Genomic DNA, 25,507 nt, shown 5'->3' on the forward strand with positions numbered 1-25,507 from the left:
CATTCGCCATCGCAAAATCTGGAAAGGGCTACATCGCAAAAGCGGCCTAATCAGAATATTATTTGGAGAAAATTTAATTTATTATTTGGATATATACACAGTTCATTGCGAAGAGGTACAACACCCCGCGTCATTGCGAGGAACGAAGCAATCTTTACACCGCCCCCCTACAAAGGCTGTGTCAAAGAACTGATCGCAATTCTATTCCAAACATTAATCGTAGCAATAGTCAATATTATCTTCGCGATATACCCCTCATCAAAAACCTTTTCCGCCTCCGCATAGGTCTCTTCCTTTAATCCTGCCTTAGAAATCATCGTAATTTCTTCCGTCATCGCCAGAATCACACGTTCCTTCTCATCATAAAGATTGGTTTCCCTCCAAGCATCCAATAAAAAAATCCGTTGAGTCGTTTCTCCCTGTTTCAACGCATCTTTTGTGTGCATATTAATACAAAACGCACAACCATTTATCTGGGAAGCTCTGATCTTAATCAATTCAATATGCGATTTCTCTAAACCAGAATGCTGTACGAAATTTTCTAATCCTAATACCGCTTGATATCCCTTTGGCTCAATCGCCGAAATGTTCATTCTTGCTTTCATGTCTAATTAATTTTTTCAATTATTTAATACCACAAAGTAAATCCATTAGCGCCAAAGAAATCTTAAACCAGTTTAAGAAATACTTTTCTTGCGTATCTCACTAACATATTCCGGCGTTAAGCCCAAATAGGAAGCTATTAAATACTGAGGGACACGTTGCATAAAATCAGGAAAATTCCTGCTGAACTGTAGGTAGATTTCCTCTTTAGAATAAAGTTTAAATAAGATGTTTCGGTATTGAGCAGCGGCATATGCTTTTCGATAAACTGCCGAAAAATAAGCATACATGACAGGAAATCGTTCGCATATTTTCACTTCATTCTGTTTACTCATCCGTATGACCGCACTTTTTTCAACTGCCTGTATGGCACATAAGGATTTGGTTTCCTGCAACAACGATTTATGATCTGAGATCCACCAGTTCTCCAAAGCAAAGTCGGTAGTCATTTCTACCCCTTTTTCATTCAGGGTAAACATCCTTAAACATCCCTGTAACACAAAATATTGGTCATTCGAATAGTGATCCAGTTCCTGCAGGTATTCTTTTTTATTTAAGGAAACAACTTCTACATAGTTTGTAAGTTCCTGAAAGTCCGCCGCAGGCATAGGAACGATAGCATTAATATGTTTTTCTAAAATCTTAAGCATGGGTTCAATCCTAATCCTTTCAAAAATAAAAAAAACAGGGAACACCACTGGTTCCCTGTTTAATATTATTTAGCTGACCTAAAGATCAATGAATAATCGTAAAAACTATTTTATCCTTCTTTGTTCTTATCCTTATTGATGAATACAAATTGATGGTCAAAACTATCCAATTCAATAACCGAATCCGAAGTGATTTTTCCAGAAAGGATTTCTTTCGACAATTCATTCAGAATACGTTTTTGAATTACCCGTTTTAATGGTCTTGCACCATATACTGGGTCATAACCCAGCTGTGCCAACCAATCCAACGCTTCATCAGTGGCTGTTAAGAAAATATTCTGTTCGGCCAATTGCCTTTGGACCTTTCCAAACTGCATCCGAACGATATCTCCAATTTCATCCCTTGAAAGCGGAGTAAACATGATAATTTCATCAATCCTGTTCAAGAATTCCGGACGGATGGATTTCTGCAATAATTCAAACACCTCATCCTTGGTTTTCGCGATAATTTCCTCACGGTTTCCATCCATCAATTTAGAAAAATTCTCCTGGATGATATGGGATCCTGTATTCGAGGTCATGATAATAATGGTGTTCTTGAAATTGACCACACGCCCTTTATTATCCGTTAAGTGGCCATCATCCAACACCTGCAATAAAATGTTGAACACATCTGGATGTGCTTTTTCGATCTCATCCAATAACACCACCGAATACGGTCTACGACGAACAGCTTCTGTCAATTGTCCACCTTCATCATAACCAACGTATCCCGGAGGCGCTCCGATCAATCTGGAAACGGCATGACGTTCCTGGTATTCCGACATATCGATACGTACCAAAGCCTGCTCATCATCAAATAAGAATTCGGCCAAGGCTTTCGCCAATTCTGTTTTACCCACACCGGTGGTTCCCAAGAATATGAACGAACCAATCGGCCTTTTAGCATCACTCAAACCTGCTCTGGATCTCCGAATTGCATCTGATATCGCTTCAATGGCTTCATCTTGTCCGGCCACACGTTTGTGCAATTCTTCCTCCAGATTCAATAGTTTTTCGCGTTCCGATTGAATCATTTTATTGACAGGGATACCGGTCCATTTAGAAACCACGTCTGCAATATCTTCCGAGGTTACTTCCTCTTTCAACATGCGGCTGCTATCCTGTTTTTCTGCCAGTTCTTTTTTCAAACGTTCTACAGCATCCTGCGCTTCCTTGATCTTTCCATAACGTAATTCCGCTACTTTACCGTAATCACCTGCACGCTCAGCTTGTTCCGCTTCTAATTTGTAATCTTCAATATTTTGCGCTTCTTGGTTAACTTGATCAACCAGGGTCTTCTCCGATTGCCAAGCAGCCTTCAAGGAATCACGCTCGTTGGAAAGATTGGCAATGGTTTCAGATAGTTCTTTTACCTTCTTCTCGTCATTTTCTCTTTTGATAGCCTCTCTTTCAATTTCCAACTGCATGATCCGACGATCCAATTCATCCACGGATTCTGGAACGGAGTCCATTTCCAACCTCAACTTTGAAGCAGCTTCATCCACCAAGTCGATGGCCTTATCGGGCAAGAAACGATCGGTAATATAGCGTTGTGATAGTTCAACAGCCGCGATGATCGCCTCATCCAATATTCTTACCTTATGATGGGTTTCATAGCGCTCTTTCAATCCGCGAAGGATAGAGATCGCATCCTGGGTATCAGGCTCTTCCACCATAACCTTCTGAAAACGACGCTCCAATGCCTTGTCTTTCTCAAAATATTTCTGATACTCATTCAAAGTAGTCGCACCAATGGCACGCAATTCACCTCTTGCCAAGGCTGGTTTCAAGATATTGGCTGCATCCATAGCACCTTCGCCACCACCTGCACCAACCAAGGTATGGATCTCATCAATGAAAAGAATGATCTCGCCATCACTATCTGATACCTCTTTCACTACCGCTTTCAAGCGTTCTTCAAATTCACCTTTATATTTGGCTCCTGCAATCAAAGCACCCATATCCAAGGAGAACACCGTTTTGGATTTTAAATTCTCCGGTGCATCACCTTTGATGATCCGATGGGCAATTCCTTCCGCGATGGCAGTTTTACCAACACCGGGTTCACCCACTAAAATCGGATTGTTTTTGGTCCTGCGGGAAAGGATCTGCATCACCCGGCGAATTTCTTCATCACGCCCGATTACCGGATCTAATTTTCCTGATTCTGCATATTCATTCAGATTCCGAGCATATTTTCCTAAAGCATTGTAAGTAGCTTCCGCATTCTGATCCGTTACCCTATTGTTTCCTCGCAATTCCTTGATGGCCAATTTAAGATCCTTCTCATTTACGCCCTGATCTTTTAATAGGGCAGAAGCCTTATCATTGGCTGTTAATAAAGCCAAAAGAATATGTTCAATAGAAACAAACTCATCATTAAACTCTTTCAAATAGCTTTGGGCTTTCTGTAATACCGCATTGGCGCTATTACTCAGATAAACATTACTACCGCTAACCTTTGGAAGTGCGGCAATCTGCTTGTCGGCCTCTGCATTCACATAGTTTAGATTGACATTCAGTTTTTTCAAGAGATGCCCGATGATATTTTCATCAACGGTCAACAATGCTTTTAAAATATGAATGGGTTCTATCGCTTGTTGTTGGTTTCCTACAGCAATTTCAGAGGCTTTTTGTATGGCTTCTTGAGCCTTTATCGTAAAATTATTAAAATTCATAGATTAGTTATTTTCTTTTCTAACGTATGCATCAAAACCAATGCCCAGCCCATTTAAATGGACATAAACTGCAATTATGACATAAATATTAAAAATTTCATGTCAAAATTACAGGCCTATTAGGCTCCTATAAATTTAAACAAATTAAGAGTCAATATGTTAGGTGGAAATTGAAATATTATAAAAACGAAAAAATGTTCCTAATCCATCAATTTCAATAGAAAATCGGCATTCAAACCTTTATAATCCTGTATATACGCTTTACAGATGGGGAGATCTGCTTGTTGATGGGAGCTCAATACGCCCACCACATGCATTCCGGCATTTAATCCTGCGGTCACTCCAGAGAAAGAATCTTCAAAAACAAAACATGCCGAAGGATCTATTTGAAGGTTTTCAGCAGATTTCAGATAAACCTCTGGATGAGGTTTGTGCAGTTCCACATTTTCACTTCCAAGGGTAGAACTAAAGAAATCACGGATGGAAAGGCGGTCCAGTATTAGATCCATATTTGCTCGAGGTGCGGAAGTAGCAACCCCTAATTTAAAATCATGAGCTTTTAGATCAGCTAGAAAATCGGGGAGAAAGGGGATAGGCTTGGCCTCTTCCTGATAGATTTCACGGAACAAACCTTCCTTTTCATCCTCTAAAGTCAACAACTCTGAGCCTTGTATAGGTCTTTTAAAGAAATAGGTAAAAATATGGCTGTTATGTTTACCATACATGTGCTTTTCAAATTCCTCTTCGCTATAAGTGATTTGGTGACGGTCAAAAAAGACTTCAAAGGCTTTTGCATGATAGGGATTCGTATGGGCGATAACCCCATCCATATCAAAGATAACAGCTAAATTTTTCATGCTGCAAAGGTAAGAAATCCTATTCGGAAGTATTACTTTTTATCCGATCGCCCAACATGATATAAGCCTGATGAATGAAATTATAGAAGGAAGAAGCTGGATCTGCCTTGTTTTTACCGTCGTTACTATGTCCGAGTCTCACCACGATGAGATCATCTTCAGGAACCACGATCACAAATTGCCCCAAATGCCCATCCATATAGAAATAAGGCTTTTGTTGATAATTCCCCATCCACCAGCCATAGCCATACTCCGGAGAATCCGGGAATCGATTGGTTAATGATTGCGAAACATAGCTGGAATCCAGCAATTGCTGTCCATTCCATTTTCCGTGCTGAAGATAGAGTTTTCCGAAGCGGGCAAAATCCCTGGCATTACTTGCAAAACAACAGTAAGCCTTTTCGATGCCCTTTTCCTTACTGTCCAACTGCCATAGGGCATCATGTTCTGCCCCCATGGGTTCCCAAAAATACTGGGTCATCAACTCTGAAAGTGATTTCTTACCTGCTCTTTGCAAGGCTATACCCAATAATTGGGTGTCCCCGCTTTGGTATTTAAATCCTTGTCCTGGCTTGGCGTTGATCGGCATCGCATCCAAGGCGCCAACAATATCCTTATCAAAGTATAACCTGGTAGTGATCGAGAATGGATCGTAATATTTCTCCTCCCATTTCATCCCTGAACTCATGGAAACCAGATCTTTTAACGTCAAGGAATCAGCAAATGGACCTTGCACCTCAGGTACAAAATCTTTTACTTTCTGATCTATACTTTTTACCAAACCGTTTTCAATGGCCTTTCCAAGCAGGGCCGCGACCATACTTTTTGCCATGGAGAAGGAGTTGGATCTGGAGGAATCCGAATATCCACCATAATACTCCTCAAACCAGATACTATCCTGATGAATGATCATATACGCTATAGAACCAGATCGTTCATGGATTCTTTTCAATGAATCCGTGATCGGCACTTGATTATAGGATGCGGAGATTGGCCATGGTTGAGGTGTGCCATGCTTGACGGTATGGTTATCGAAATAGTGGTAATCGTCCAGATAGGCCGTCGTATGGCCTTTCATGTAAATGACATAAATGCCTTTTAGGATATAATCGACCTTGAAAACATAGAGTGAAACAATGGTCAAGAGTAGGAAAGAACCCAGCAGGATCCCCAACCATTTCAAAATCTTTATCAAAATTTTCATATATAGGTTTTGTATCAGCCTAAAGATAAGGAAATAAGAATGGAAAACCTGCTATTTTAAACGTTTAGCTTCGTTCCAATAAACATCCATCTCCTCCAGGCTCATCTGACCCAAGATCTTACCATCTGCTTTGGATTTCTCTTCCAGGTAATTGAAACGGAACATGAATTTTTTGTTGGTTTTCTCCAAGGCATTCTCCGGGTTGATACCCAGATGTCGGGCATAATTGATCAACGAGAACAACAGGTCACCAAACTCGGCTTCTGCACGTTCTAAATTGATGTTTTCCTGCTCTATATTGAATTCCGCCTTAAATTCGGCCAATTCTTCTTCTACTTTCTCCCAAACCTGCTTTTTATCTTCCCAATCAAAACCGACGCCTCTGACCTTATCCTGAATCCGATAAGCTTTTACTAATGCAGGAAGACTTTTAGGCACGCCGGAAAGGACCGACTTATTTCCCTCTTTCAATTTTATGCTTTCCCAATTCTGTTTCACCACTTCGTCGGTTTCCGCTTGTACATCTCCATAAATATGGGGATGTCTACTGATCAATTTATCGCAGATACCGTTCAGCACATCGACTATGGTAAATTGCTGTTCTTCCTCGGCAATCCGCGCGTAGAACACCAAATGCATCAATATATCACCCAGTTCATTCTTGATCTCCTTATGGTCCTTATCCAAGATGGCATCCGCCAATTCATACATTTCCTCGATGGTCAGATGTCGTAGGGATTCCATCGTCTGTTTTTTATCCCAAGGACATTCCAAACGTAGGGTATATAAAACTTCCAATAATCTTTCAAATGCTTCGCTGGGGGTGTTTTTTGCGGGAGGAATGGAATGGGCCATATGTTCAGAATAGATTTCGATTTAGTATATTTAATGAAACAATAGCCAAAGTTAACTGTTTTAAAACAAAAAAAGGATTTGATATGACCACTAAAAACGACTATGCAAATGCAAAGGAAGCCTTAGACCATCTACAGGCAAAAGGATATACCGTAGATTACAATATTGAGTTTGATGGCTTGCTGGCAGAGGCAGCTGATTATACCATCGATTATCTATATCGCTATGAAGGCATGAGCAACCCGGACGATGAAAGTTCGGTTTACGGCATCAGAAACATCAATACCGATGAAAAAGGTATTTTTGTGGCTGGCAACCTTTCTTTTTTAGAAGGTAAGAAAAGAGATATTATCCTGGAGTTGGAAATCAAGCATCGCAAGCAAGATTAAAAAGAATCTCTCTCATTAATAATCATTAAAAAAGGCTATTACATGATACATGGAATAGCCTTTTCTTCGTTGTAAAAGCATACTGAAAGTAATGTGAAAGTATGCTTTTCCTATGGTTGGGTTACAAAATCATGCTTTAAGCATGCTTTAACCATGTTTTTTTACCGAAATCATCGTTTTACCATACTAAAACAGGCCTTTTTACTGAAGGCTACTTTTTTCAGGAATTTTGTAGCAATTCGGCTATAGTCGTCGTATGTTTGTATAATCAAAATTTATAGAATGACACTTGTACAATTAGAATATATTATAGCCGTAGATACCTATAGAAGTTTTGTTGCTGCCGCCGAAAAATGTTATGTAACCCAACCAACCCTGAGTATGCAGATCCAAAAGCTGGAAGAATCCTTAGGGGTGAAGATTTTTGATAGGAGCAGACAACCAGTAGTACCTACAGAGATTGGCGAAAAGATTCTAGAACAAGCAAGGACCGTGCTCACGGAGAGCAAAAAAATAAATGAACTGCTACAGACCGAGAAAGGAGAGCTCACTGGAGAACTACGAATCGGTGTAATCCCTACTGTTGCACCTTATTTATTGCCCGCTGTTATTTCTAACTTCCTAAAAAAACACGATAAACTTAAGCTTCAGATCTGGGAATATACCACGGAACAGATCGTACAGGAACTAAAATTAGGCACCTTGGATTGCGGGTTATTATCTACCCCTATACATGATTCATCCATCAATGAGATTCCCTTATTTTACGAGACCTTTGTGGCGTATGTCTCCGAAAAGAGTTCCTTATACCAGAAGAAAATACTCAGCGCAGAAGAGATTGCTGATGAAAAACTATGGTTATTGAACGAAGGGCACTGCATGCGCGGACAGGTTTTGAATATCTGCAATTACAAGCACAACCAATCGAAGGAAGGTTCTTTTGATTACAATACCGGGAGTGTGGAAACCTTAAAAAGAATGGTTGATCTGAATGGCGGTATGACTATCCTTCCGGAATTGAGTATCAGTAATTATGATGAAGATCAATTACAGAATGTACGCTACTTCCGCGCTCCGGAACCGGTACGGGAGATCAGTATTGTCACTCCACAGAATTATGTGAAGAAACAGGCCATCAATTTATTGAAAAATGAAATCCTACAATTGGTACCGGATCGCTTTAAAACGAAACGGAAAAAAGAAGTAATGGGTTTCGCACTTTAGGATCTCAGAGCAAGCAACTTGCTTACATATTTACCAATGATATCAAACTCCAAGTTGACCGTAGATCCAACTTCCACCTGATGTAGGTTGGTATGCTCCAGGGTATAGGGGATAATCGCGACAGAAAATGAATTCTTTCCAGAATTAACCACTGTTAAACTGATTCCATTAACTGTAATCGAACCTTTTTCCACGGTTACATTTTGTTTCTCCGGATCATATTCAAAAGTAAACAGGGTACTACCATCCTGGGGTTCGACAGCCACACAGATCGCCGTTTGATCTACATGGCCCTGAACAATATGTCCATCTAAACGACCGCCAATTTGTGTACAGCGCTCTAAGTTCACCTGATCACCTTCTTTTAACAGGCCAAGCGAACTCTTTTCCAAAGTTTCTTTGATTGCGGTTACTTGGTGAACATCACCTTCCATACCGACCACTGTTAAACAAACCCCATTGTGGGAAACACTCTGATCGATTTTTAAAGCTGAACTAATAGGGGATTCCACAAAATAATGGATATTGGATTGTTCATGTTCTATTTTCGTAACGCGTCCTAAAGTTTCTATGATACCTGTAAACATATATTGATTCTTTGATACAAAGTTAAGATATTATTTTAAGCTGCCCAGCTTCCAAAACCGAATATTGTTTAGCCATTTAGTTCAGGTTAAAAGCGGATTTTAAAAAAAAATAAAAAAATATTTGCAAAAGTGTAAATTGTACACTATCTTTGTGTCATCATAATTTAGGTTTATAATTGGTTATTAAAGGTTTTCATTCTCCCCGTTTGAAAACCTTTTTTTTTGAAATTTAATCTTCTGATTTCCAGATAGTTAAAAATTTTAGACCAGAGTACAGAAGCTAATTCCCACAAAACATTTGGATTTATTAATAGAATTTATCTACCTTTGTCTTAGGTTTAGGTTGATTACCTCATAAAGAGGTTATTTTTTAAAGCTTGAGCGATCGCCCGATTGACTCAAGCTTTATTATTTTTACACCATTTCCATAACAATATGCCCGACAATTTGTAGCTGTAATTCTACTTTGACGATAGTTGCTGAGAAGAGAATTTTTGAAGGATGCCGACTAGTTGTCTTTCTTTTTGCTGAGCGCTGATAACCATAGATAACCCAGAAATCCAGAAATCAAGGAACCAATAAGCACGGCAAATTTAGCCTCTTCAATGAAAACGGGATCTTTAAAGGATAGCATGGAGATAAAAATGGACATCGTGAACCCAATACCACCCAACATGCCCACACCGATCATATGTTTCCAAGAAGCCAGTTCCGGCAGGTTTGCGATCTTTGATTTTACGCATAACCAAGAAGTGAGAAAAATACCAATCGTCTTTCCAAAGAAAAGCCCGAGGATGATTCCCAATCCCAAGGGAGTTGTCAATCCGCTTACCATTTCGCCGTGAATGGTAATATTGGTATTGACCAAGGCGAACAAAGGTATGATGATGAAGTTAACAGGATTTGCCAGGGCATGTTCTAATTTTTCCAAAGGAGATTCTGTTGCATCCGGCGTGGTGGGCAAGGTCATGGCAACCAATACACCAGCAATGGTTGCATGGATTCCCGAATGATGGATAAAATACCAGATAAAGACCCCTGGGATGATATACGCCCAAATACTTTTGACCCCAAAAAAATTAAAGGCCACCAATAGTGCCAATAAGGCCCCAGCATACATCAGATAGGTATAATGAAGTTCTGTGGAATAGAATATAGCAATAACCAAGATGGCCAATAAATCATCCACAATAGCTAAAGCCGCTAGAAAGATCTTTAAACTTGCGGGAACGCGGTTACCTAATAGGGTCATGATCGCTAAGGCAAAAGCAATATCGGTAGCCATCGGGATTCCCCAGCCATGAAAAGTGGCTTCCCCTTTATTTAAGACCGAATAGATAATGGCAGGAACGATAGCTCCACCAATAGCGGCCAGAATAGGCAGTGCGGCTTTTTTAGGCGAGGACAATTCTCCTTCTACCAATTCCCTTTTGATCTCCAATCCAACCAAGAGGAAGAATATAGCCATCAACCCATCGTCAATCCAAGCCTTTACGGAATATTTCAGTTGGATACTTTCGTTCTCGAAACCAAAAGTAGTCTGCAGGATGTTGTTAAAACCAGAAGCAAGCCCCGTATTGGCTATTATCAAGGATAAAATCACACAGACAAACAATAATATTCCTCCGGAAGTATTGGAGGATAGGAACTTCTTGAATACAGTAAGATTGATCAGACTTGACATTGGATGGTATTGTCGCTAATTCGTATATTGATTTCTAATTCTATTATATTAATTCTTATAGCCAAACCACTTGATCAGCTCTTTAAAGCTGGCTTTTTTGCCATACATCAAAATGCCTACGCGATAGATTCGGGCTGCTACCCAAGTGGTGAATATAAATCCAGCTACCAATAAAGCAAATGATAAAGCGATCTGCCATACTGGTACCCCAAATGGAACACGGACCAACATGGCAATAGGAGAGGTCAAAGGTATAAAACTTAACCAAGTTGCAATGCTTCCGTGCGGATCATTTATCAACACCCCAAAAGAGAGCACATAGGCCAACAGGAGAGGGGCGGTAATAGGCATGGTAAACTGATTGGCCTCTGTTTCATTATCGACCGCAGAACCTACTGCAGCAAACAGGGCTGAATAAAGCATATAACCGCCTAAAAAGAACAAGAAGAAACAGGTCAATAGCTCAGGAAAATTCACGGAATCCAAAGCACTTCCTAAACTGGCAACCATCGACATATCCTCATTCTCCGGATTGGCATTTTGAGCGGCTTGTTGTTCCGTTTGGGCAATAAACTCATCCTTGTCGATCAGTGTGGAAGTTGCCAAACTGATCAATCCAAAGCTTAAAATGATCCATAGGATGAATTGGGTAATCCCGACCAGACCAATACCAATGATTTTTCCCATCATCAATTGGAAAGGTTTCACCGAGGATATAACCACCTCGACAATCCTATTGGATTTTTCCTCAATAATACCACGCATTACCTGAGCGCCATATAAAAAGAGGGAAAGGTAGATCAATACGGACAAGGCCATGGCAATACCCATAGCTATGCGGGTATCACTTTCTTTGGCTTCGCCCGAATCGGTGATCTCCTTAGCGGAAATCTTGACCGAGCTATCAATGTTCTTGATTTTATCCGGGTCAATATTCAGTTTAGCATATTGGTAATTCAACATGACCGTTTCCAACTGCTTCTCAATTTCGGATTGCGTATTGATATTGGGCTTTCCGGAGGATAGAAATTCGATTTTCTGGGTTTCGAAGAAATCCTGAGGGATTATTAATAGACTGGTATTATCCCCTGCATCTTTGACCTTTTTCAATTGAACACCCAATTCATCCGCAGAATGCGTGAAGGTGATGTTTTTATTGTTCACCAACTCCTTGCCGACCTGGTTGGTGTTGTCCAATACATAGACAATGGCATTGTTGTCTTCAAAGCTTTTTTTCGTCAGATAGAATGCACCTACGTAGATACCAATAAAAAATAAGGGCACTAAAAAAGTCGTCAATAGAAAAGTTTTCTTTTTAACCCTACTTAAATATTCTCTTTGAATGATTAATATAATCTTATTCATAACTAGGCTCTTGTCTTCTTAATAATTAGATGTTACTTTATCAATGAATATCTCATTCATCGTTGGAACGATTTCAAATATTTGATGGATTTCCATCATCGGGATCAGGTGAAGCAATACGTCATTCAAGTTGATACCAGGATTTAATTGAATCGTCAATTTAGACTCCTCGCCAACTTCATGTTGGATGATCTCATAGAGGCTGGAATGTTCAAGCAGCGATGTATACTCGGGCTTCAACACATATTGAATCTTATACGTCTGGTTTTTATATTGATTTTTGATCTGTTTTACCGATCCCTCCAAGATCAATTTGGATTTATTGATCAAGGCGATATGGTCGCACAGCATTTCTACAGATTCCATCCGATGGGTTGAATAGATAATAGTAGCCCCTTTTTTATTCAGTTCCAAGATCTCGTCCTGAATAATCTGGGCATTCACGGGATCAAATCCAGAGAAGGGTTCGTCCAATATGATCAGGTCTGGCTCGTGCAATACCGTGGCAACAAACTGCACCTTCTGTTGCATTCCCTTACTGAGATCTTCCACTTTCTTATTCCACCAGGATTCAATCTGCAGTTTTTCAAACCAATATTTAATGCGTTGTTTGGCATCCTGTTTCGAAAGGCCTTTCAATTGGGCTAGATAGATCAACTGTTCGCCGATCTCCATTTTTTTATAGAGGCCTCTTTCTTCCGGCAGGTAACCAATTCTTCCGATATGTTTGGGAGAAAGGCGTTCGCCATCAAAATAGATTTCACCGGCATCAGGTGCAGTAATCTGATTGATGATACGGATCAGTGAGGTCTTTCCGGCACCATTAGGACCTAACAAACCGAAAATCTGTCCTTTAGGGACTATAAATGAAACATCATTTAATGCCGTATGATTGGCATACTGCTTCACAATGTGTCGTATATCTAGCATCTTGAGGTAATTTGGGCATGAATGTAAATAAATTTTTCTTATTTATTGTACCTTTGTGCCATGATCATCAAACAGGCCGAATTTGTAAGTAGCAATACAGAGGTATCAAAACTACCGCTAGCTGATAAACCAGAATATGCGTTTATCGGAAGATCCAATGTAGGAAAATCCTCGTTGATCAATGCCATTACGGGTCGTAAATACTTGGCAAAAACATCGCAGAAGCCGGGAAAAACCCAACTCATCAACCATTTCATCATCAATAACACCTGGTATCTGGTGGATTTGCCGGGATATGGTTTTGCACAGGTTTCCAAAAAAAGCCGGGCAGAATGGGAAAAGTTTATTCGCGCCTACCTAAGACACCGTGAAAACCTGCAATGTGTTTTTGTTTTGATCGATAGTAGACATGAACCTCAAAAGATCGATTTGGATTTCTGTTGCTGGTTAGGTGAAGAGGGGATTCCATTTATGTTGGTATTCACGAAAGCGGATAAACAGTCTGGCGTAAAATCGGATCAGAACGTGGCGAAATTCCGTCGTGCCTTAAAAAAATGGTTCGAAGAAATTCCTCCGAATTTCCTGACCTCTGCCGAAACCAAATTAGGTTGCGATAAAGTGCTTCAGGCGATAGATGATGTCAATCAAAATTTTGTATCGCCGATTGAGTAATTATGAAGAAATACATGTCGCTCGTGCTTTTTGCACATAGTATTTTCGCTTTACCATTTGCCATCATCGGTTTCTTCTTGGCCATCCACACCACAAATTATCAGTTTGAATGGAAATTATTTCTTTTGGTGTTGTTATGTATGGTAACCGCAAGAAATGCCGCCATGGCCTTTAATAGATACCTTGACAGGGATATCGACGCCCTCAACCCAAGAACAGCGGTTCGGGATATTCCAGCGGGAAGGATTGCACCCAAACAGGCATTACTATTCACCATCATCAATTGTTTGATCTTCATGCTGGCCTGTTATTTCATCAATCCGATGTGCTTGATGCTATCACCGGTCGCCCTGTTCGTGATCCTTTTTTATTCTTACATGAAAAGGATTTCACCCTTATGCCATATCGTGCTGGGAATAGGCTTGGGCTTGGCACCTGTAGGAGCTTATTTGGCCGTAACAGGACATTTTAATATTGTTCCCATTTTTTATGGTTTAGCAGTGCTGACCTGGGTGAGTGGTTTTGACATCATTTATGCTCTACAGGATGAGGAATTTGATAAGGCCAATGGATTGAACTCCATTCCGGCCAATTTTGGAGCAAAGAACGCCTTACGGATATCCGAAGTGCTACATATATTATCTTTCATTTTTGTACTATTGCCGATCTGGTTTATGCCTACGGGTATCTTCTATTATATCGGTGTCGCGTTGTATGGCCTGATGTTGATCTATCAGCATCGCATTGTAAGCCCTACAGACCTCAGTCGGGTAGACCGCGCATTTATGACTGCTAATGGTATTGCTTCTGTGGTATTTGCTGTTTTTTACTTGGCAGATATCATATTTTAATTTGCATTCCGTTTTGAAATCGTTTTCTTTGCATGAAATCTTATAGTAAATGGCGAAAAATCTATTGATAGTTGAGTCTCCAGCGAAAGCAAAAACAATTGAAGGATATTTGGGGAAAGATTTTTTAGTAAAATCAAGTTATGGGCATATTCGGGATCTGGTAAAGACCGATGATGCCATCGATACCAATGATAACTTCAAACAGAAATACGAAGTACCTTCTGATAAAAAAGCGATCGTTTCGGAACTCAAGAAATTAGCTAAAGCAGCAGAAACAGTATGGTTAGCATCCGATGAGGACCGCGAGGGAGAAGCCATTTCCTGGCATTTATATGAAACCTTGGGTTTAAAGGATGACAACACCAAACGTATTGTTTTTCATGAGATTACAAAGCCAGCTATTCTAAAAGCAATTGAATCACCTCGAAAAATAGACTTTAACTTAGTGAATGCGCAACAGGCTAGACGGGTATTGGACCGTTTGGTAGGTTTTGAGCTATCGCCTGTTCTTTGGCGCAAGGTAAAACCTTCACTGTCAGCAGGTCGTGTTCAATCAGTTGCAGTAAGACTTATTGTAGAAAGAGAGCGTGAAATCAATAGATTTAATGCTGAAGCAAGCTTTAAGGTGGTTGCCATTTTTAAAACTGGTAAGGGTAAAGAACAATTCAAGGCCGAATTACCTAAGCGTTTCAGCAATTTTGAAGAAGCAAATACCTTTTTGAAAGATTGCGTACAAGCAGCTTACCAAGTTACCTCTTTAGAAACCAAACCTTCTAAACGCACGCCATCGGCACCTTTTACAACATCGACGCTTCAACAGGAGGCCAGTCGTAAATTAGGATTCTCCGTAGCCAGGACCATGCAGGTTGCCCAAAGATTATATGAGGCCGGACGTATAACCTATATGCGTACCGACTCGGTAAACCTATCCGATACGGCGTTACAGGCGGCACAAGATGAAATTACTAAAGCTTATGGGAACAAATACCATAAGCAGCGACAATATAAAACAAAAGCACAGGGAGCACAAGAGGCTCACGAAGCGATCAGACCGACCTATTTCAGCGAACATAGCATTGATGGGGATAATTCGGAAAGAAGACTTTACGAATTGATCTGGAAGCGTGCGATTGCCTCACAAATGAGTGAAGCAGAGTTTGAGAAAACCGTTGCAAACATCGAAGTATCAACACGTTCTGAAGCATTTGTAGCGACTGGAGAGGTGATGAAATTTGATGGTTTCTTGAAAGTATATTTTGAATCTTCCGACGATGACCAGGAGGATCTGGAAGATGATAATGCAGATAACTCCTTGTTACCTCCATTGACTAAGGGGCAAGCTTTAACCTTAAAGACCATGCAGGCTACAGAGCGTTTCTCAAGACCTCCAGCGCGCTTTACGGAAGCTTCCTTAGTAAAAAAATTAGAAGAATTAGGTATTGGTAGACCTTCTACGTATGCCCCAACCATATCTACCATCCAAAATCGTGGCTACGTCGTTAAAGAGGACCGCGATGGTAAAGAGCGCGTGTATCAAACCATTACACTACAGGATGGGGAAATCAGCAGTTTGAGCAAAACAGAGATCACGGGTGCTGAAAGGAATAAAATGTTCCCTACAGATATCGGTGTGCTGGTTAATGACTTTTTAGTTCAACATTTTAAAGGTATTGTAGATTACCACTTTACCGCAAAAGTGGAGAAGGAATTCGATGAGATCGCGCAGGGATTCAAAGAATGGACGGATATGCTCTCCAATTTCTATGGTCCGTTTCATTCGGAGGTGCAGAATACCATTGAAAACGCTGATCGTGCAACGCATGAACGCGAACTTGGTGTTGACCCGGTTTCAGGAAAACCTATTTCTGTACGTGTGGGAAGATTTGGGCCTTTGGTGCAGATCGGAACTGCAGATGATGAAGAAAAACCACAGTTCGCTTCTTTACGTAAAGGGCAGATGATCGAAACCATTACCTTGGAAGAGGCGCTGGAATTATTCAAGCTTCCGAAAAAGGTTGGTGAATTTGAGGATAAGGAAATGACGGTTGCCATTGGTCGTTTTGGACCATATATCAGGCATAATAGTAGTTTTTATTCTTTACCAAAAGGATTGGATCCGTTGGATGTAGAGGAAGAGCAGGCGATTCAGATCATTGAAGAAAAACGTCAGAAAGATAAAGATAAGGTGATCCGCGTATTTGAGGAGAATGCAGAGGCAAGAATAGAGAACGGCCGTTGGGGACCTTTTGTTCGTTTTGGAAAACAGAATCTGAAGATTCCAAAAGGCACGGAAGTAGAGAAAATTACCTATGCTGACGTATTGAAATGGGCGGAAGAAGATAGTAAAGGTGGAACTGGTAAAAAAGCAAAAGCGACCAAAACCACTACTAAAACCACTAAAACTAGCAGAGCGAAGAAAAAATAGTTCTAATGAAAAAGGATTTACCATTAAATATCGTTGAGGATATCTCCATTGCGGTGGTATTAGAAAATGAAAGTCCTACGGCAAAGGTGTGGAATGTTTACCTGATCAATGAAAAGCCGGTCGGCATCAAAAACGTACTGGTTTCTTCCAAAGGATACGGCGAGAAGGATGGCAAGCAGGTGAAAACCACTACATTAAGACATTTCATTGGCGATATGGAAGCCGAATCTGTTCAAAAGATTGAAGCGATTGATATCCAGGTGTTTGGACTGACCAATGAATATTGGTTAAGCTATTACATCGATGGAACCATCTATGATAAAAAATATATTTTCCTTCCAGAAAGTATTGTGGATGAAAATCTAATCAAAATCCCATTGGTCAATAAACCAGGCGTCATGATAGGAGGCACAAATTAAAATGACAAAGAAAAACTTTACCGTAGCCATCGACGGCTTTTCCTCATGCGGAAAGAGTACGGTTGCAAAAGCTGTAGCCAAGAAGTTGAATTTTGTTTTTGTGGACTCTGGAGCCATGTACCGCGCGGTAACTTTATTTATACAGCGCAATGATATCGCTTTGGATGATGAAGTAGCGATACAGCAAGCTTTGGATAATATCCACATCGATTTTGTGCCCAACTTAGAAAAGACGCAGATCCTGTTGAATGGAGAAGACGTTTCGGAGGCGATCCGTACGATGGAAGTTTCAGAATATGTGAGTGAAGTGAGTGCGATTAAAGCGGTACGCAAGGCAATGGTTCATCAACAACAGCAATTGGGAAAGAAAAGAAATATTGTGATGGATGGTCGGGATATTGGCACGACAGTTTTCCCTTCGGCCGATCTAAAGATTTTCATGACGGCGAGTCCACAGGTACGTGCGGAAAGAAGATATGCCGAACTGGCTGCGAAAGGAGAGGAAATCACTATGGAAGAGGTGAAAGAGAATTTAGCTCACCGAGATCATATTGACAGTACCCGAGAAGAAAGTCCATTAAGACAAGCAGAAGATGCAATTGTATTGGATAATACAGATCTTACACAAGAGGAACAATTGGATTTTGTACTGAACTTGGTGCGAGAGAAATTAACGAACTAAACTAAACAACGATAACAAAAAGAAAACCCCTCGATGAGGGGTTTTTCTATTTTACTTCAAGTTATCGATTTCTTGTTGTTCCCGAAGTTGATCGATATTGTTCTTCGATCCAAAATCATCGGTTTTTTCCTGGAAGGAATTTAATATCTCTAAGATAGCAGCAGAATTATCTGCCGTTCTTTGATATATATCAGGGATTTTCGATTCGATAGTTTTATCGCCTAATTCGATGTTATCGACTTCCACTTTGGCTATCTTTTCCAAAACTGCCTGCTGGCTGTTTCTAATGTCTTCCAATTCCCTGGATATTTTCTCCATTAGTTCGAACTTCTTTAATTTATCCATAAATTCTTCTCATTAGTTTCTATATATAGAACGCTAAAAAGAAGAAATTGTTTTATGGAAATTAATTTGTTCTTCCTGGATAGGCTTCTAAAGCCTTCTCCAGGCAGATTAAAGCCTTTTTCAAATCATCTTGATTTAGGACATAGGCCAATCGAACTTCGTTGGTTCCGGCGCCTGGAGTGGAATAAAATCCTGTAGCAGGAGCCATCATCACCGTTTCATTGTTATAATCAAAGCTTTCGAGAATCCATTGGCAGAATTTATCCGCATTATCTATCGGTAATTTAGCCACCACGTAGAATGCACCACCTGGGTTGGGACAGAAAACACCATCGATTTTGTTCAATCCACTTACTAAGGTATCCCTACGAGCGGTATATTCTTTAGAAACTGCTTCAAAATAGCTATCTGGTGTATCTACTGCAGCTTCACCGGCAATCTGACCTTCCAATGAAGGACTCAACCTAGCCTGTGCGAATTTTAATGAAGTTTGATATAGTTCTTTGTTCTTGGTAATGATACAGCCAATGCGAGCTCCACATGCCGAATATCTTTTGGAAACCGTATCAAAAATAACCACATGGTTTTCTAATCCTTCCAACTGGATAGGAGAGATGAACTCTTTACCATCATAACAGAATTCACGGTATGCTTCATCGGAGAATAAGTAAAGATCGTATTTCAAACAAAGCTCACGTAAGGCTTCCAATTCTTCTCTGGAATATAAATAACCGGTTGGATTATTCGGGTTACAGATCGCAATGGCCTTCGTTTTATCGGTGATCACCTTTTCAAAATCAGCAATGGAAGGAAGGGCAAAACCATTATCAATGTAAGACATGATAGGTTTTACCACAATATCTGCCGAACATGCAAATCCATTATAGTTTGCATAGAATGGTTCTGGAATAATAACCTCTTCTCCTGGGTTTAAACAAGCCTGCATAGCAATGGTAATGGCTTCGGAGCCTCCATTGGTGACCAAAATATCACTTGGTGTGATGTTGTAATTAAGCTTGTTATAGTATTCCGCTAATTTTGTGCGGTAAGAAAGGGTTCCTTCCGATGGGGTATAAGCCCAAACCTTAAAATCGATGTTCTTCAATGCATTCAACATGCCTTCTGGGGTCTCGATATCCGGTTGCCCAATATTTAAATGATAGATTTTTTTTCCTTCGCGCTTTGCTTGGTCAGCAAATGGCGTTAATTTTCTGATAGGTGAGGCAGGCATGTTGATGCCCTTTTTTGATATAGTTGGCATTATTTATTGATTACTGTATGTGTTTTACTGTTTTTGCTTTACTTGTTGTATTGTTGATATGTATGTATCGATCACTGATAGCATAGATAACTGTATGTATCGTTTTGCTGCTAGTATTGATTATTGTATTTGTCGTTTACTGATAGCATTGATTACTGTTTTCATCGTTTACTGATTGTATAGTTTACAGTTTTTTCAAAAATACGAATTATATAGCTAGCAAGCTAAAAATAAAAGATTGCAGTAATTTCAGCCATTTGAAAGATTTCTTTGCAGTTATTTCCATTGAAGGATTACTCTTCTTTAATATCAATTGAAGGATTATTCTTCTTTAATTTTAATTGAAGGATTATTCTTCCTTAATCTCAATTGAAGGATTATTCTTCTTTAATTTCAATTGAAGGATTTCTTTGGTTTAATTCTTGGTACAGGAAAATCAAAAAGAAAAGCCAATCTTATGCAGACTGGCTTTTCTTTTAATAGATTTATATTTTTCCTATCCAATTATTCCACGATACCTTTTACGGTTAATGTTTTAACTGGAGTTTTTGTGTTCGATTTAACGACGAATGTTTTTGTGAAAGGACCAGTTGTAGCCGCATTATAAGTTACTTTAATTGTTCCCGACTCACCTTTTGCTACTGGAGTTTTGGTAAACTCAGCAACAGAACACCCACAGGTAGGAACAACATCGTTCACAATGATCACATCGCTACCAGCATTGGTAAATTTAAATTCGAAAGAAGCATCCTTATTTTGTGGAATCTTTCCAAAATCATGCGTTTCCTTCTCGAACTTAAATTCGGGTGTCAACAACGTCATCGCTGTTAAACTGATAAACGCAATCAGCACCGCACCTATACTCGCTATTTTTTTCATTTGTTTCTGTTATTTAGTTATTGTGTTTACTCAATCAAATGTAAGACCAATTTTATAAACTATTTGATTTATTCTAAAGTAAATGGTTTAATTCAACAAGATTTTTACAATTTTAGATGATAGATGGGAGATGAGAGACGTTAGATGATAGACCATACGTCATTGCGAGGAACGAAGCAATCTTCCCGATTGTCATGCTGAGCGAAGTCGAAGCATCTACATTTGGTACCCGAACAGATCCTTCGACGCTGCTCAGGATGACAAAGTCCAAAGATTGCTTCGTCGTACCTCCTCGCAATGACGGGGACAGCCATCGCAATGACGGCAAAGTCTATAATTTAACATCTAATATCTATAATCTATCATCTAACATCTATAAACTATATAATCCCCTCCTTAAGAATATCCTGGATATGCACAATCCCAGCATATTTCCCTTGATCCACCACAACCAATTGCGATATACTATTCTGCCTCATAGTATGCAACGCATTGACCGCCAATTCTGATTTCTCAATGGTTTTAGGTCCTTTGGACATTATATCCATCGCTTTCAAACCAGAAACATCCTCATGTTTTTCCAACATCCTACGAATATCCCCATCCGTAATAATTCCAAGAATTTCATCCTCTTGCTCAACAACAGTAGCGCCAAGGCGGAATTTGGTGATGGAAATCAAAACAGTACGGATGTCGGTTTCAGGCTCCACATGCGGAAGTCCATTATTATCGGATAGATCACCCACTTTTAGGTACAATTGTTTTCCTAAAGCTCCTCCTGGATGATACTTCGCAAAATCCTGATCGGAGAACTGACGCATGGTCTGAAGGCAAACTGCTAAGGCATCGCCCATCGCCAATTGCACTGTGGTACTGGTAGTAGGAGCAAGGTTATTCGGACAAGCCTCACGGGTAATGGTCGTATCCAAAATATAATCCGCCTGATCTGCCAAATAGGATTGACGGTTTCCAACAATAGCTACTAATGTATTTCCTGTTTGTTTAAGAAAAGGGATCAACACTTTGATCTCTGGTGTATTTCCACTTTTGGAAATGGCAATGATCAGGTCATTCGCTTGAATAATACCCAGATCACCATGAATGGCATCTGCCGCATGCATAAAAATGGAGGGCGTACCTGTTGAGTTTAAGGTCGCTACGATTTTTTGCGCAATGATAGCGCTCTTGCCGATACCTGTGATAATTACCCTGCCATTTAAGCCCAAAATGGCTTCGACAACCCGCACAAAGTCCTCGTCGATTTTTTCCGATAATGCCAAAACATTGGAAGCTTCTAATTCAAAAGTTTCCTTTGCAAGCATTTTAATATCTATGTTGTTTTTCACGTATTATTTGCGTAATTTTATTTAATATAATTAGAACAGTTCGTTGCAAAAATACAATAATTGTGACGTTTTCTTAATCGCTAAACACATCTATTTATTTGCCTTGTCAATGGAAATAGAAAAATCATTATTCGATAATCTTCAAGATTTTTTTGGGTTCGATACTTTTAAGGGTGACCAAGAGGCTATTATAACCAATGTCCTCAACAAAAAAGACACCTTTGTAATCATGCCAACCGGTGGTGGAAAATCCATCTGTTACCAGCTTCCTGCCATGATGAGCAATGGTACTGCCATTGTCATCTCGCCGTTGATCGCTTTGATGAAAAACCAAGTGGATCAATTACGTGCTTTCGGCGGAAGGGAAAGTATTGCCCATTTTCTAAATTCTTCCCTCACCAAGAGTGAGATCCAACGTGTGAAACAGGATGTTACCGATGGGAAAACAAAATTGTTATATGTTGCACCTGAATCCTTAGCAAAAGAAGAAAATGTAAATTTTCTGAAAACCATTACGGTTTCTTTTGTTGCTGTGGATGAGGCCCACTGTATATCGGAATGGGGACACGATTTCAGACCGGAATACCGAAAGATCCGTCAAGTGATCAATGAGATTGGTTCGGGCATCCCAATCATTGCCTTAACAGCTACCGCGACTCCTAAGGTGCAATCCGACATCCGTAAGAACTTACAGATGACTAATGCTACGCTTTTTAAATCATCCTTCAACCGAACCAATCTTTACTATGAAGTGCGGCCTAAACAGGACGTGATCAAAGAGATTGTGCGTTTCATCAAAAACAATACAGGTAAAGCGGGGATCGTATATTGCTTGAGCCGTAAGAAGGTGGAAGAGATAGCTGAAGTGTTGAACATCAATGGCATCAAAGCCTTACCATACCATGCGGGATTGGATGCGAAGACCCGTGCAGAAACGCAGGATAAATTCCTGATGGAGGAAATTGAAGTCATTGTGGCTACGATTGCCTTCGGTATGGGGATCGATAAACCGGATGTACGTTATGTAATCCACCATGATATTCCAAAATCCATGGAAGGCTATTACCAGGAAACTGGGAGGGCTGGCCGAGATGGAGGTGAAGGTTTTTGCTTGGCGTTCTACTCGGAAAAAGATGTGGAGAAGCTGACCAAATTCATGAAAGATAAACCGGTATCTGAAAAGGAGATCGGCACACAAATTCTTAAGGAAGTCATCGATTATTCAGAATCTGCCGTTTGTCGCCGGAAACAGATCCTTCATTATTTTGGGGAAAAGTTTGATGAAACCGGTTGTAACAATATGTGTGATAACTGCCGCTCTCAGAAAACATATTTTGATGCGGAAGAACATTTACTGAAGGTCCTTAATTTCATAAAGGAGGAAGGGGATAAATTTGACGATCAGCATGTGATCAACGTGATGATCGGCCAAAACAACCAACCTATTTCTTCCTATAAGCACGACACCCATCCGTTGTTCGGATTGGGTAAGGAGCTTGGTGTAAATTATTGGAATTCCTTGATCCGCCAGGCAGAACTGGCAGACTTTATCAAGAAAGATATTGACCATTATGGGCTGCTTCAATTGACAGAAGGAGGGAAGCGTTATATTTCCAATCCTTACGGCATCAAATTTATCTTGAATAGACCAATGGAAGCTGCGAAAAAAGATAATTCGGATGAACCTTCTGGCCATTCAGGCGCATTGGATGCCGAACTGTTAAAAATGCTGAAGGAACTTCGCAAGAAATTGGCAAAACAACGTTCATTGCCTCCTTTTGTGATCTTCCAAGACCCATCATTGGATGAAATGTGTACTCATTACCCAATAACGCAGGAAGAACTTAAAAAGATCCAAGGTGTTGGATCGGGTAAGGCTATGAAATTTGGAGGGCCGTTCCTGGAGCTGATCAAGAAATATGTGGAGGATAATGATATTGATCGTCCACAAGATCTAGTGATCAAGAGCACCGCAAATAAATCAGCGCTTAAAGTGTCCATCATCCAGAATATCGATAGAAAGATCAGTTTGGAAGATATTGCTTCTTCAAAAGGAATATCCTATGAGGATATGTTGAAAGAGGTGGAATCGATCGTTAATTCAGGAACTAAACTGAATATCGGCTATTTTGTAGATGAAATGATCGACCAGGATCGTCAGGATGAGGTATACGATTATTTTAAAGCGGCAGAGAATGATAGCATCGATGCTGCATTGGATGAATTGGGTGAAGCGGATTATTCCTTTGAGGATATACAGCTGATGCGCATTAAATTTATGTCTGAACTCGGAAATTAATAATATAATATGATCAATACCTATTTACCATCCATTAAGAATGGTAATTCTACTGCCTTTTTTCTGATGGCAGGACCATGTGCGATCGAAGGGGAAGAAATTGCCCTACGTATCGCCGAACGAATCGTTACGATTACGGATAAATTGAATATTCCTTACATTTTCAAGGGTTCTTACCGTAAAGCGAACCGCTCTAGAGTGGATTCCTTTACCGGAATTGGCGATGAGAAGGCTTTGAAGATTTTGGAAAAAGTAGGGAAGACTTTTGGTGTTCCTACGGTTACTGACATTCATGAAAGCCACGAAGCGGCGATGGCTGCTGCTTATGTGGATGTATTGCAGATCCCTGCTTTCCTTTGCCGTCAAACAGAATTGTTGGTGGCAGCAGCAGAGACCGGAAAAGTGGTGAATATTAAAAAAGGACAATTCCTTTCGGCGGAATCTATGAAATTTGCCGTTGATAAGGTGAAGGATTCCGGAAATGATAAGGTGTTCCTGACAGATCGTGGGAATACTTTTGGATACCAAGACCTGATCGTGGATTACCGAGGATTGCCTGTGATGCAATCTTTTGGGGTTCCGACTGTAATGGACTGTACGCATTCCTTGCAACAACCTAACCAGACTTCTGGAGTAACAGGAGGAAAACCTGAATTGATTGGAACGATTGCGAAAGCAGCAATTGCGGTTGGTGCTGATGGGCTTTTTATTGAGACCCATCCTGATCCAGCAAATGCGAAATCTGATGGTGCAAATATGTTGCATTTGGATAGGCTAGAGGACCTGTTGACACAGTTGATTAGGATTAGGGAAGCTATTTTGTAGGTTGAGAAACTGAGATTGAGAAAGAAGGCTTGGTAAACTTCTCTGTCATCCTGAGCGCAGTCGAAGGATCTGTTCGAATACAAGTTTACAGATCCTTCGACTTCGCTCAGGATGACAAGGAGATTTTGCTAAGGATGGCAGGGAGACTTCTCTTAGAATGATAAGTGGGAAGACAGAATGATAAGTGGGAAGATTGCTTCCTCGTACCTTCTCGCAATGACGATAGTACCTCCTCGCAATGACAAAAGTACCTCCTAGAATTACGGAAGATGGCTTTTCGAAATGACAGAAAATGCATCCTCTCAATGAAAGAGGAAGCTATTAAAATAAAAAAGAAGGTGTCTAAAAAGGCACCTTCTTCTGTTTTATAGCTTTCTGGAGCTCCATTATAATTTCATGAGCAATATTAGGCTGCAAGTCGATGTTTTGTACTTT

At 40.1% G+C, this 25,507-nt stretch carries 23 protein-coding genes; 9 read left to right on the top strand and 14 right to left on the bottom strand.

What is annotated here, in order from left to right:
• Positions 1 to 167 precede the first annotated feature (167 nt).
• From VJ786_RS14875 to mazG, 6 genes are all read right to left on the bottom strand, one after another.
• Complete coding sequence (locus tag VJ786_RS14875; protein WP_134776419.1) at positions 168 to 605, bottom strand: carboxymuconolactone decarboxylase family protein; 438 nt, start codon at positions 603 to 605, stop codon at positions 168 to 170.
• Positions 606 to 677: 72 nt separating this feature from the next.
• Positions 678 to 1,253, bottom strand: a complete 576-nt coding sequence (locus tag VJ786_RS14880; RefSeq protein ID WP_134776420.1) for a Crp/Fnr family transcriptional regulator — start codon at positions 1,251 to 1,253, stop codon at positions 678 to 680.
• 110 nt (positions 1,254 to 1,363) lie between these two features.
• Positions 1,364 to 3,973 (bottom strand): ATP-dependent chaperone ClpB, encoded by a 2,610-nt coding sequence (gene clpB, locus VJ786_RS14885; RefSeq protein ID WP_134776421.1) that lies wholly within the window; start codon positions 3,971 to 3,973, stop codon positions 1,364 to 1,366.
• 200 nt (positions 3,974 to 4,173) lie between these two features.
• Positions 4,174 to 4,830, bottom strand: a complete 657-nt coding sequence (locus VJ786_RS14890) for an HAD family hydrolase (protein ID WP_134776422.1) — start codon at positions 4,828 to 4,830, stop codon at positions 4,174 to 4,176.
• 19 nt (positions 4,831 to 4,849) lie between these two features.
• Positions 4,850 to 6,034 (bottom strand): serine hydrolase domain-containing protein, encoded by a 1,185-nt coding sequence (locus tag VJ786_RS14895; RefSeq protein WP_134776423.1) that lies wholly within the window; start codon positions 6,032 to 6,034, stop codon positions 4,850 to 4,852.
• A gap of 51 nt (positions 6,035 to 6,085) precedes the next feature.
• Positions 6,086 to 6,889 (bottom strand): nucleoside triphosphate pyrophosphohydrolase, encoded by an 804-nt coding sequence (gene mazG / locus VJ786_RS14900; RefSeq protein ID WP_134776424.1) that lies wholly within the window; start codon positions 6,887 to 6,889, stop codon positions 6,086 to 6,088.
• Between the two features lie 83 nt (positions 6,890 to 6,972).
• On the opposite strand from mazG, the gene VJ786_RS14905 reads away from it, so the two are divergent.
• Both VJ786_RS14905 and VJ786_RS14910 read left to right on the top strand, forming a co-directional pair.
• Positions 6,973 to 7,278, top strand: coding sequence for a hypothetical protein (locus tag VJ786_RS14905; protein ID WP_099366260.1), 306 nt, complete (start codon positions 6,973 to 6,975; stop codon positions 7,276 to 7,278).
• Between the two features lie 282 nt (positions 7,279 to 7,560).
• A complete protein-coding gene (locus VJ786_RS14910; protein WP_099366261.1) occupies positions 7,561 to 8,502 on the top strand; it encodes a hydrogen peroxide-inducible genes activator in 942 nt (313 codons plus the stop codon).
• On the opposite strand, the gene VJ786_RS14915 is transcribed toward VJ786_RS14910, so the two are convergent.
• The 4 genes from VJ786_RS14915 to VJ786_RS14930 form a co-directional block, all read right to left on the bottom strand.
• The gene (locus VJ786_RS14915) at positions 8,499 to 9,089 is read right to left on the bottom strand and encodes a riboflavin synthase (protein ID WP_099366262.1); all 591 of its coding nucleotides are present in this window, start codon (positions 9,087 to 9,089) and stop codon (positions 8,499 to 8,501) included. The genes VJ786_RS14910 and VJ786_RS14915 overlap by 4 nt on opposite strands.
• Positions 9,090 to 9,597: 508 nt before the next feature.
• Positions 9,598 to 10,773, bottom strand: coding sequence for a Na+/H+ antiporter NhaA (nhaA, locus tag VJ786_RS14920; RefSeq protein WP_134776425.1), 1,176 nt, complete (start codon positions 10,771 to 10,773; stop codon positions 9,598 to 9,600).
• Positions 10,774 to 10,821: 48 nt separating this feature from the next.
• The gene (locus VJ786_RS14925; protein WP_134776426.1) at positions 10,822 to 12,138 is read right to left on the bottom strand and encodes an ABC transporter permease; all 1,317 of its coding nucleotides are present in this window, start codon (positions 12,136 to 12,138) and stop codon (positions 10,822 to 10,824) included.
• An 18-nt stretch (positions 12,139 to 12,156) separates the two neighbouring features.
• Positions 12,157 to 13,068 carry an ABC transporter ATP-binding protein gene (locus tag VJ786_RS14930; protein WP_134776427.1) on the bottom strand — a complete coding sequence of 304 codons (912 nt, stop codon included), beginning with the start codon at positions 13,066 to 13,068 and terminating at the stop codon, positions 12,157 to 12,159.
• Between the two features lie 60 nt (positions 13,069 to 13,128).
• On the opposite strand from VJ786_RS14930, the gene yihA reads away from it, so the two are divergent.
• Genes yihA through cmk form a run of 5 tightly spaced genes read left to right on the top strand, consistent with a single transcriptional unit; the run spans position 13,129 to position 18,117 of the window.
• Positions 13,129 to 13,740, top strand: coding sequence for a ribosome biogenesis GTP-binding protein YihA/YsxC (yihA, locus tag VJ786_RS14935; RefSeq protein ID WP_099366266.1), 612 nt, complete (start codon positions 13,129 to 13,131; stop codon positions 13,738 to 13,740).
• A 2-nt stretch (positions 13,741 to 13,742) separates the two neighbouring features.
• Positions 13,743 to 14,591 (top strand): UbiA-like polyprenyltransferase, encoded by an 849-nt coding sequence (locus tag VJ786_RS14940; RefSeq protein ID WP_099366267.1) that lies wholly within the window; start codon positions 13,743 to 13,745, stop codon positions 14,589 to 14,591.
• A gap of 49 nt (positions 14,592 to 14,640) precedes the next feature.
• Positions 14,641 to 17,016, top strand: a complete 2,376-nt coding sequence (topA, locus tag VJ786_RS14945) for a type I DNA topoisomerase (protein WP_134776428.1) — start codon at positions 14,641 to 14,643, stop codon at positions 17,014 to 17,016.
• A gap of 5 nt (positions 17,017 to 17,021) precedes the next feature.
• Entirely contained in the window at positions 17,022 to 17,435 is a 414-nt protein-coding gene (locus VJ786_RS14950; protein ID WP_099366269.1) for a hypothetical protein, read from the top strand.
• 1 nt (position 17,436) lies between these two features.
• Positions 17,437 to 18,117 carry a (d)CMP kinase gene (gene cmk / locus VJ786_RS14955; protein ID WP_134776429.1) on the top strand — a complete coding sequence of 227 codons (681 nt, stop codon included), beginning with the start codon at positions 17,437 to 17,439 and terminating at the stop codon, positions 18,115 to 18,117.
• A gap of 51 nt (positions 18,118 to 18,168) precedes the next feature.
• Here cmk and VJ786_RS14960 read toward each other — a convergent pair whose 3' ends face one another.
• The 4 genes from VJ786_RS14960 to VJ786_RS14975 all read right to left on the bottom strand — a co-directional run bounded on the left by VJ786_RS14960 (position 18,169) and on the right by VJ786_RS14975 (position 21,948).
• Positions 18,169 to 18,462: a hypothetical protein gene (locus tag VJ786_RS14960; RefSeq protein WP_099366748.1), complete on the bottom strand. Its 294-nt coding sequence runs from the start codon at positions 18,460 to 18,462 to the stop codon at positions 18,169 to 18,171.
• Between the two features lie 61 nt (positions 18,463 to 18,523).
• Positions 18,524 to 19,723: a pyridoxal phosphate-dependent aminotransferase gene (locus tag VJ786_RS14965; RefSeq protein ID WP_099366749.1), complete on the bottom strand. Its 1,200-nt coding sequence runs from the start codon at positions 19,721 to 19,723 to the stop codon at positions 18,524 to 18,526.
• Between the two features lie 504 nt (positions 19,724 to 20,227).
• Entirely contained in the window at positions 20,228 to 20,602 is a 375-nt protein-coding gene (locus VJ786_RS14970; protein WP_099366750.1) for a DUF1573 domain-containing protein, read from the bottom strand.
• A gap of 380 nt (positions 20,603 to 20,982) precedes the next feature.
• The gene (locus VJ786_RS14975; RefSeq protein ID WP_134776430.1) at positions 20,983 to 21,948 is read right to left on the bottom strand and encodes a KpsF/GutQ family sugar-phosphate isomerase; all 966 of its coding nucleotides are present in this window, start codon (positions 21,946 to 21,948) and stop codon (positions 20,983 to 20,985) included.
• Positions 21,949 to 22,057: 109 nt separating this feature from the next.
• Here VJ786_RS14975 and recQ point away from each other — a divergent pair, with 109 nt between their 5' ends.
• Both recQ and kdsA read left to right on the top strand, forming a co-directional pair.
• On the top strand, positions 22,058 to 24,247 hold the full coding sequence (gene recQ / locus VJ786_RS14980) for a DNA helicase RecQ (protein ID WP_134776431.1): 2,190 nt from the start codon (positions 22,058 to 22,060) through the stop codon (positions 24,245 to 24,247).
• A 9-nt stretch (positions 24,248 to 24,256) separates the two neighbouring features.
• A complete protein-coding gene (gene kdsA, locus VJ786_RS14985) occupies positions 24,257 to 25,072 on the top strand; it encodes a 3-deoxy-8-phosphooctulonate synthase (protein ID WP_099366753.1) in 816 nt (271 codons plus the stop codon).
• Positions 25,073 to 25,507: the final 435 nt, after the last annotated feature.

Origin of the sequence: Sphingobacterium tenebrionis (assembly GCF_037126265.1) — a bacterium.
GTDB lineage: Bacteria > Bacteroidota > Bacteroidia > Sphingobacteriales > Sphingobacteriaceae > Sphingobacterium > Sphingobacterium tenebrionis.

Excerpts from the sequence above, each read along its gene's own strand:
- yihA (WP_099366266.1), top strand. The coding sequence starts at position 13,129 with ATGATCATCAAACAGGCCGAATTTGTAAGTAGCAATACAGAGGTATCA.
- VJ786_RS14915 (WP_099366262.1), bottom strand. The coding sequence starts at position 9,089 with ATGTTTACAGGTATCATAGAAACTTTAGGACGCGTTACGAAAATAGAA.
- nhaA (WP_134776425.1), bottom strand. The coding sequence starts at position 10,773 with ATGTCAAGTCTGATCAATCTTACTGTATTCAAGAAGTTCCTATCCTCC.
- VJ786_RS14910 (WP_099366261.1), top strand. The coding sequence starts at position 7,561 with ATGACACTTGTACAATTAGAATATATTATAGCCGTAGATACCTATAGA.
- VJ786_RS14965 (WP_099366749.1), bottom strand. The coding sequence starts at position 19,723 with ATGCCAACTATATCAAAAAAGGGCATCAACATGCCTGCCTCACCTATC.
- VJ786_RS14950 (WP_099366269.1), top strand. The coding sequence starts at position 17,022 with ATGAAAAAGGATTTACCATTAAATATCGTTGAGGATATCTCCATTGCG.
- VJ786_RS14905 (WP_099366260.1), top strand. The coding sequence starts at position 6,973 with ATGACCACTAAAAACGACTATGCAAATGCAAAGGAAGCCTTAGACCAT.
- VJ786_RS14970 (WP_099366750.1), bottom strand. The coding sequence starts at position 20,602 with ATGAAAAAAATAGCGAGTATAGGTGCGGTGCTGATTGCGTTTATCAGT.
- kdsA (WP_099366753.1), top strand. The coding sequence starts at position 24,257 with ATGATCAATACCTATTTACCATCCATTAAGAATGGTAATTCTACTGCC.
- VJ786_RS14890 (WP_134776422.1), bottom strand. The coding sequence starts at position 4,830 with ATGAAAAATTTAGCTGTTATCTTTGATATGGATGGGGTTATCGCCCAT.
- VJ786_RS14940 (WP_099366267.1), top strand. The coding sequence starts at position 13,743 with ATGAAGAAATACATGTCGCTCGTGCTTTTTGCACATAGTATTTTCGCT.
- VJ786_RS14880 (WP_134776420.1), bottom strand. The coding sequence starts at position 1,253 with ATGCTTAAGATTTTAGAAAAACATATTAATGCTATCGTTCCTATGCCT.
- VJ786_RS14875 (WP_134776419.1), bottom strand. The coding sequence starts at position 605 with ATGAAAGCAAGAATGAACATTTCGGCGATTGAGCCAAAGGGATATCAA.
- mazG (WP_134776424.1), bottom strand. The coding sequence starts at position 6,889 with ATGGCCCATTCCATTCCTCCCGCAAAAAACACCCCCAGCGAAGCATTT.
- VJ786_RS14895 (WP_134776423.1), bottom strand. The coding sequence starts at position 6,034 with ATGAAAATTTTGATAAAGATTTTGAAATGGTTGGGGATCCTGCTGGGT.
- cmk (WP_134776429.1), top strand. The coding sequence starts at position 17,437 with ATGACAAAGAAAAACTTTACCGTAGCCATCGACGGCTTTTCCTCATGC.
- VJ786_RS14930 (WP_134776427.1), bottom strand. The coding sequence starts at position 13,068 with ATGCTAGATATACGACACATTGTGAAGCAGTATGCCAATCATACGGCA.
- VJ786_RS14925 (WP_134776426.1), bottom strand. The coding sequence starts at position 12,138 with ATGAATAAGATTATATTAATCATTCAAAGAGAATATTTAAGTAGGGTT.
- recQ (WP_134776431.1), top strand. The coding sequence starts at position 22,058 with ATGGAAATAGAAAAATCATTATTCGATAATCTTCAAGATTTTTTTGGG.
- topA (WP_134776428.1), top strand. The coding sequence starts at position 14,641 with ATGGCGAAAAATCTATTGATAGTTGAGTCTCCAGCGAAAGCAAAAACA.
- VJ786_RS14960 (WP_099366748.1), bottom strand. The coding sequence starts at position 18,462 with ATGGATAAATTAAAGAAGTTCGAACTAATGGAGAAAATATCCAGGGAA.
- clpB (WP_134776421.1), bottom strand. The coding sequence starts at position 3,973 with ATGAATTTTAATAATTTTACGATAAAGGCTCAAGAAGCCATACAAAAA.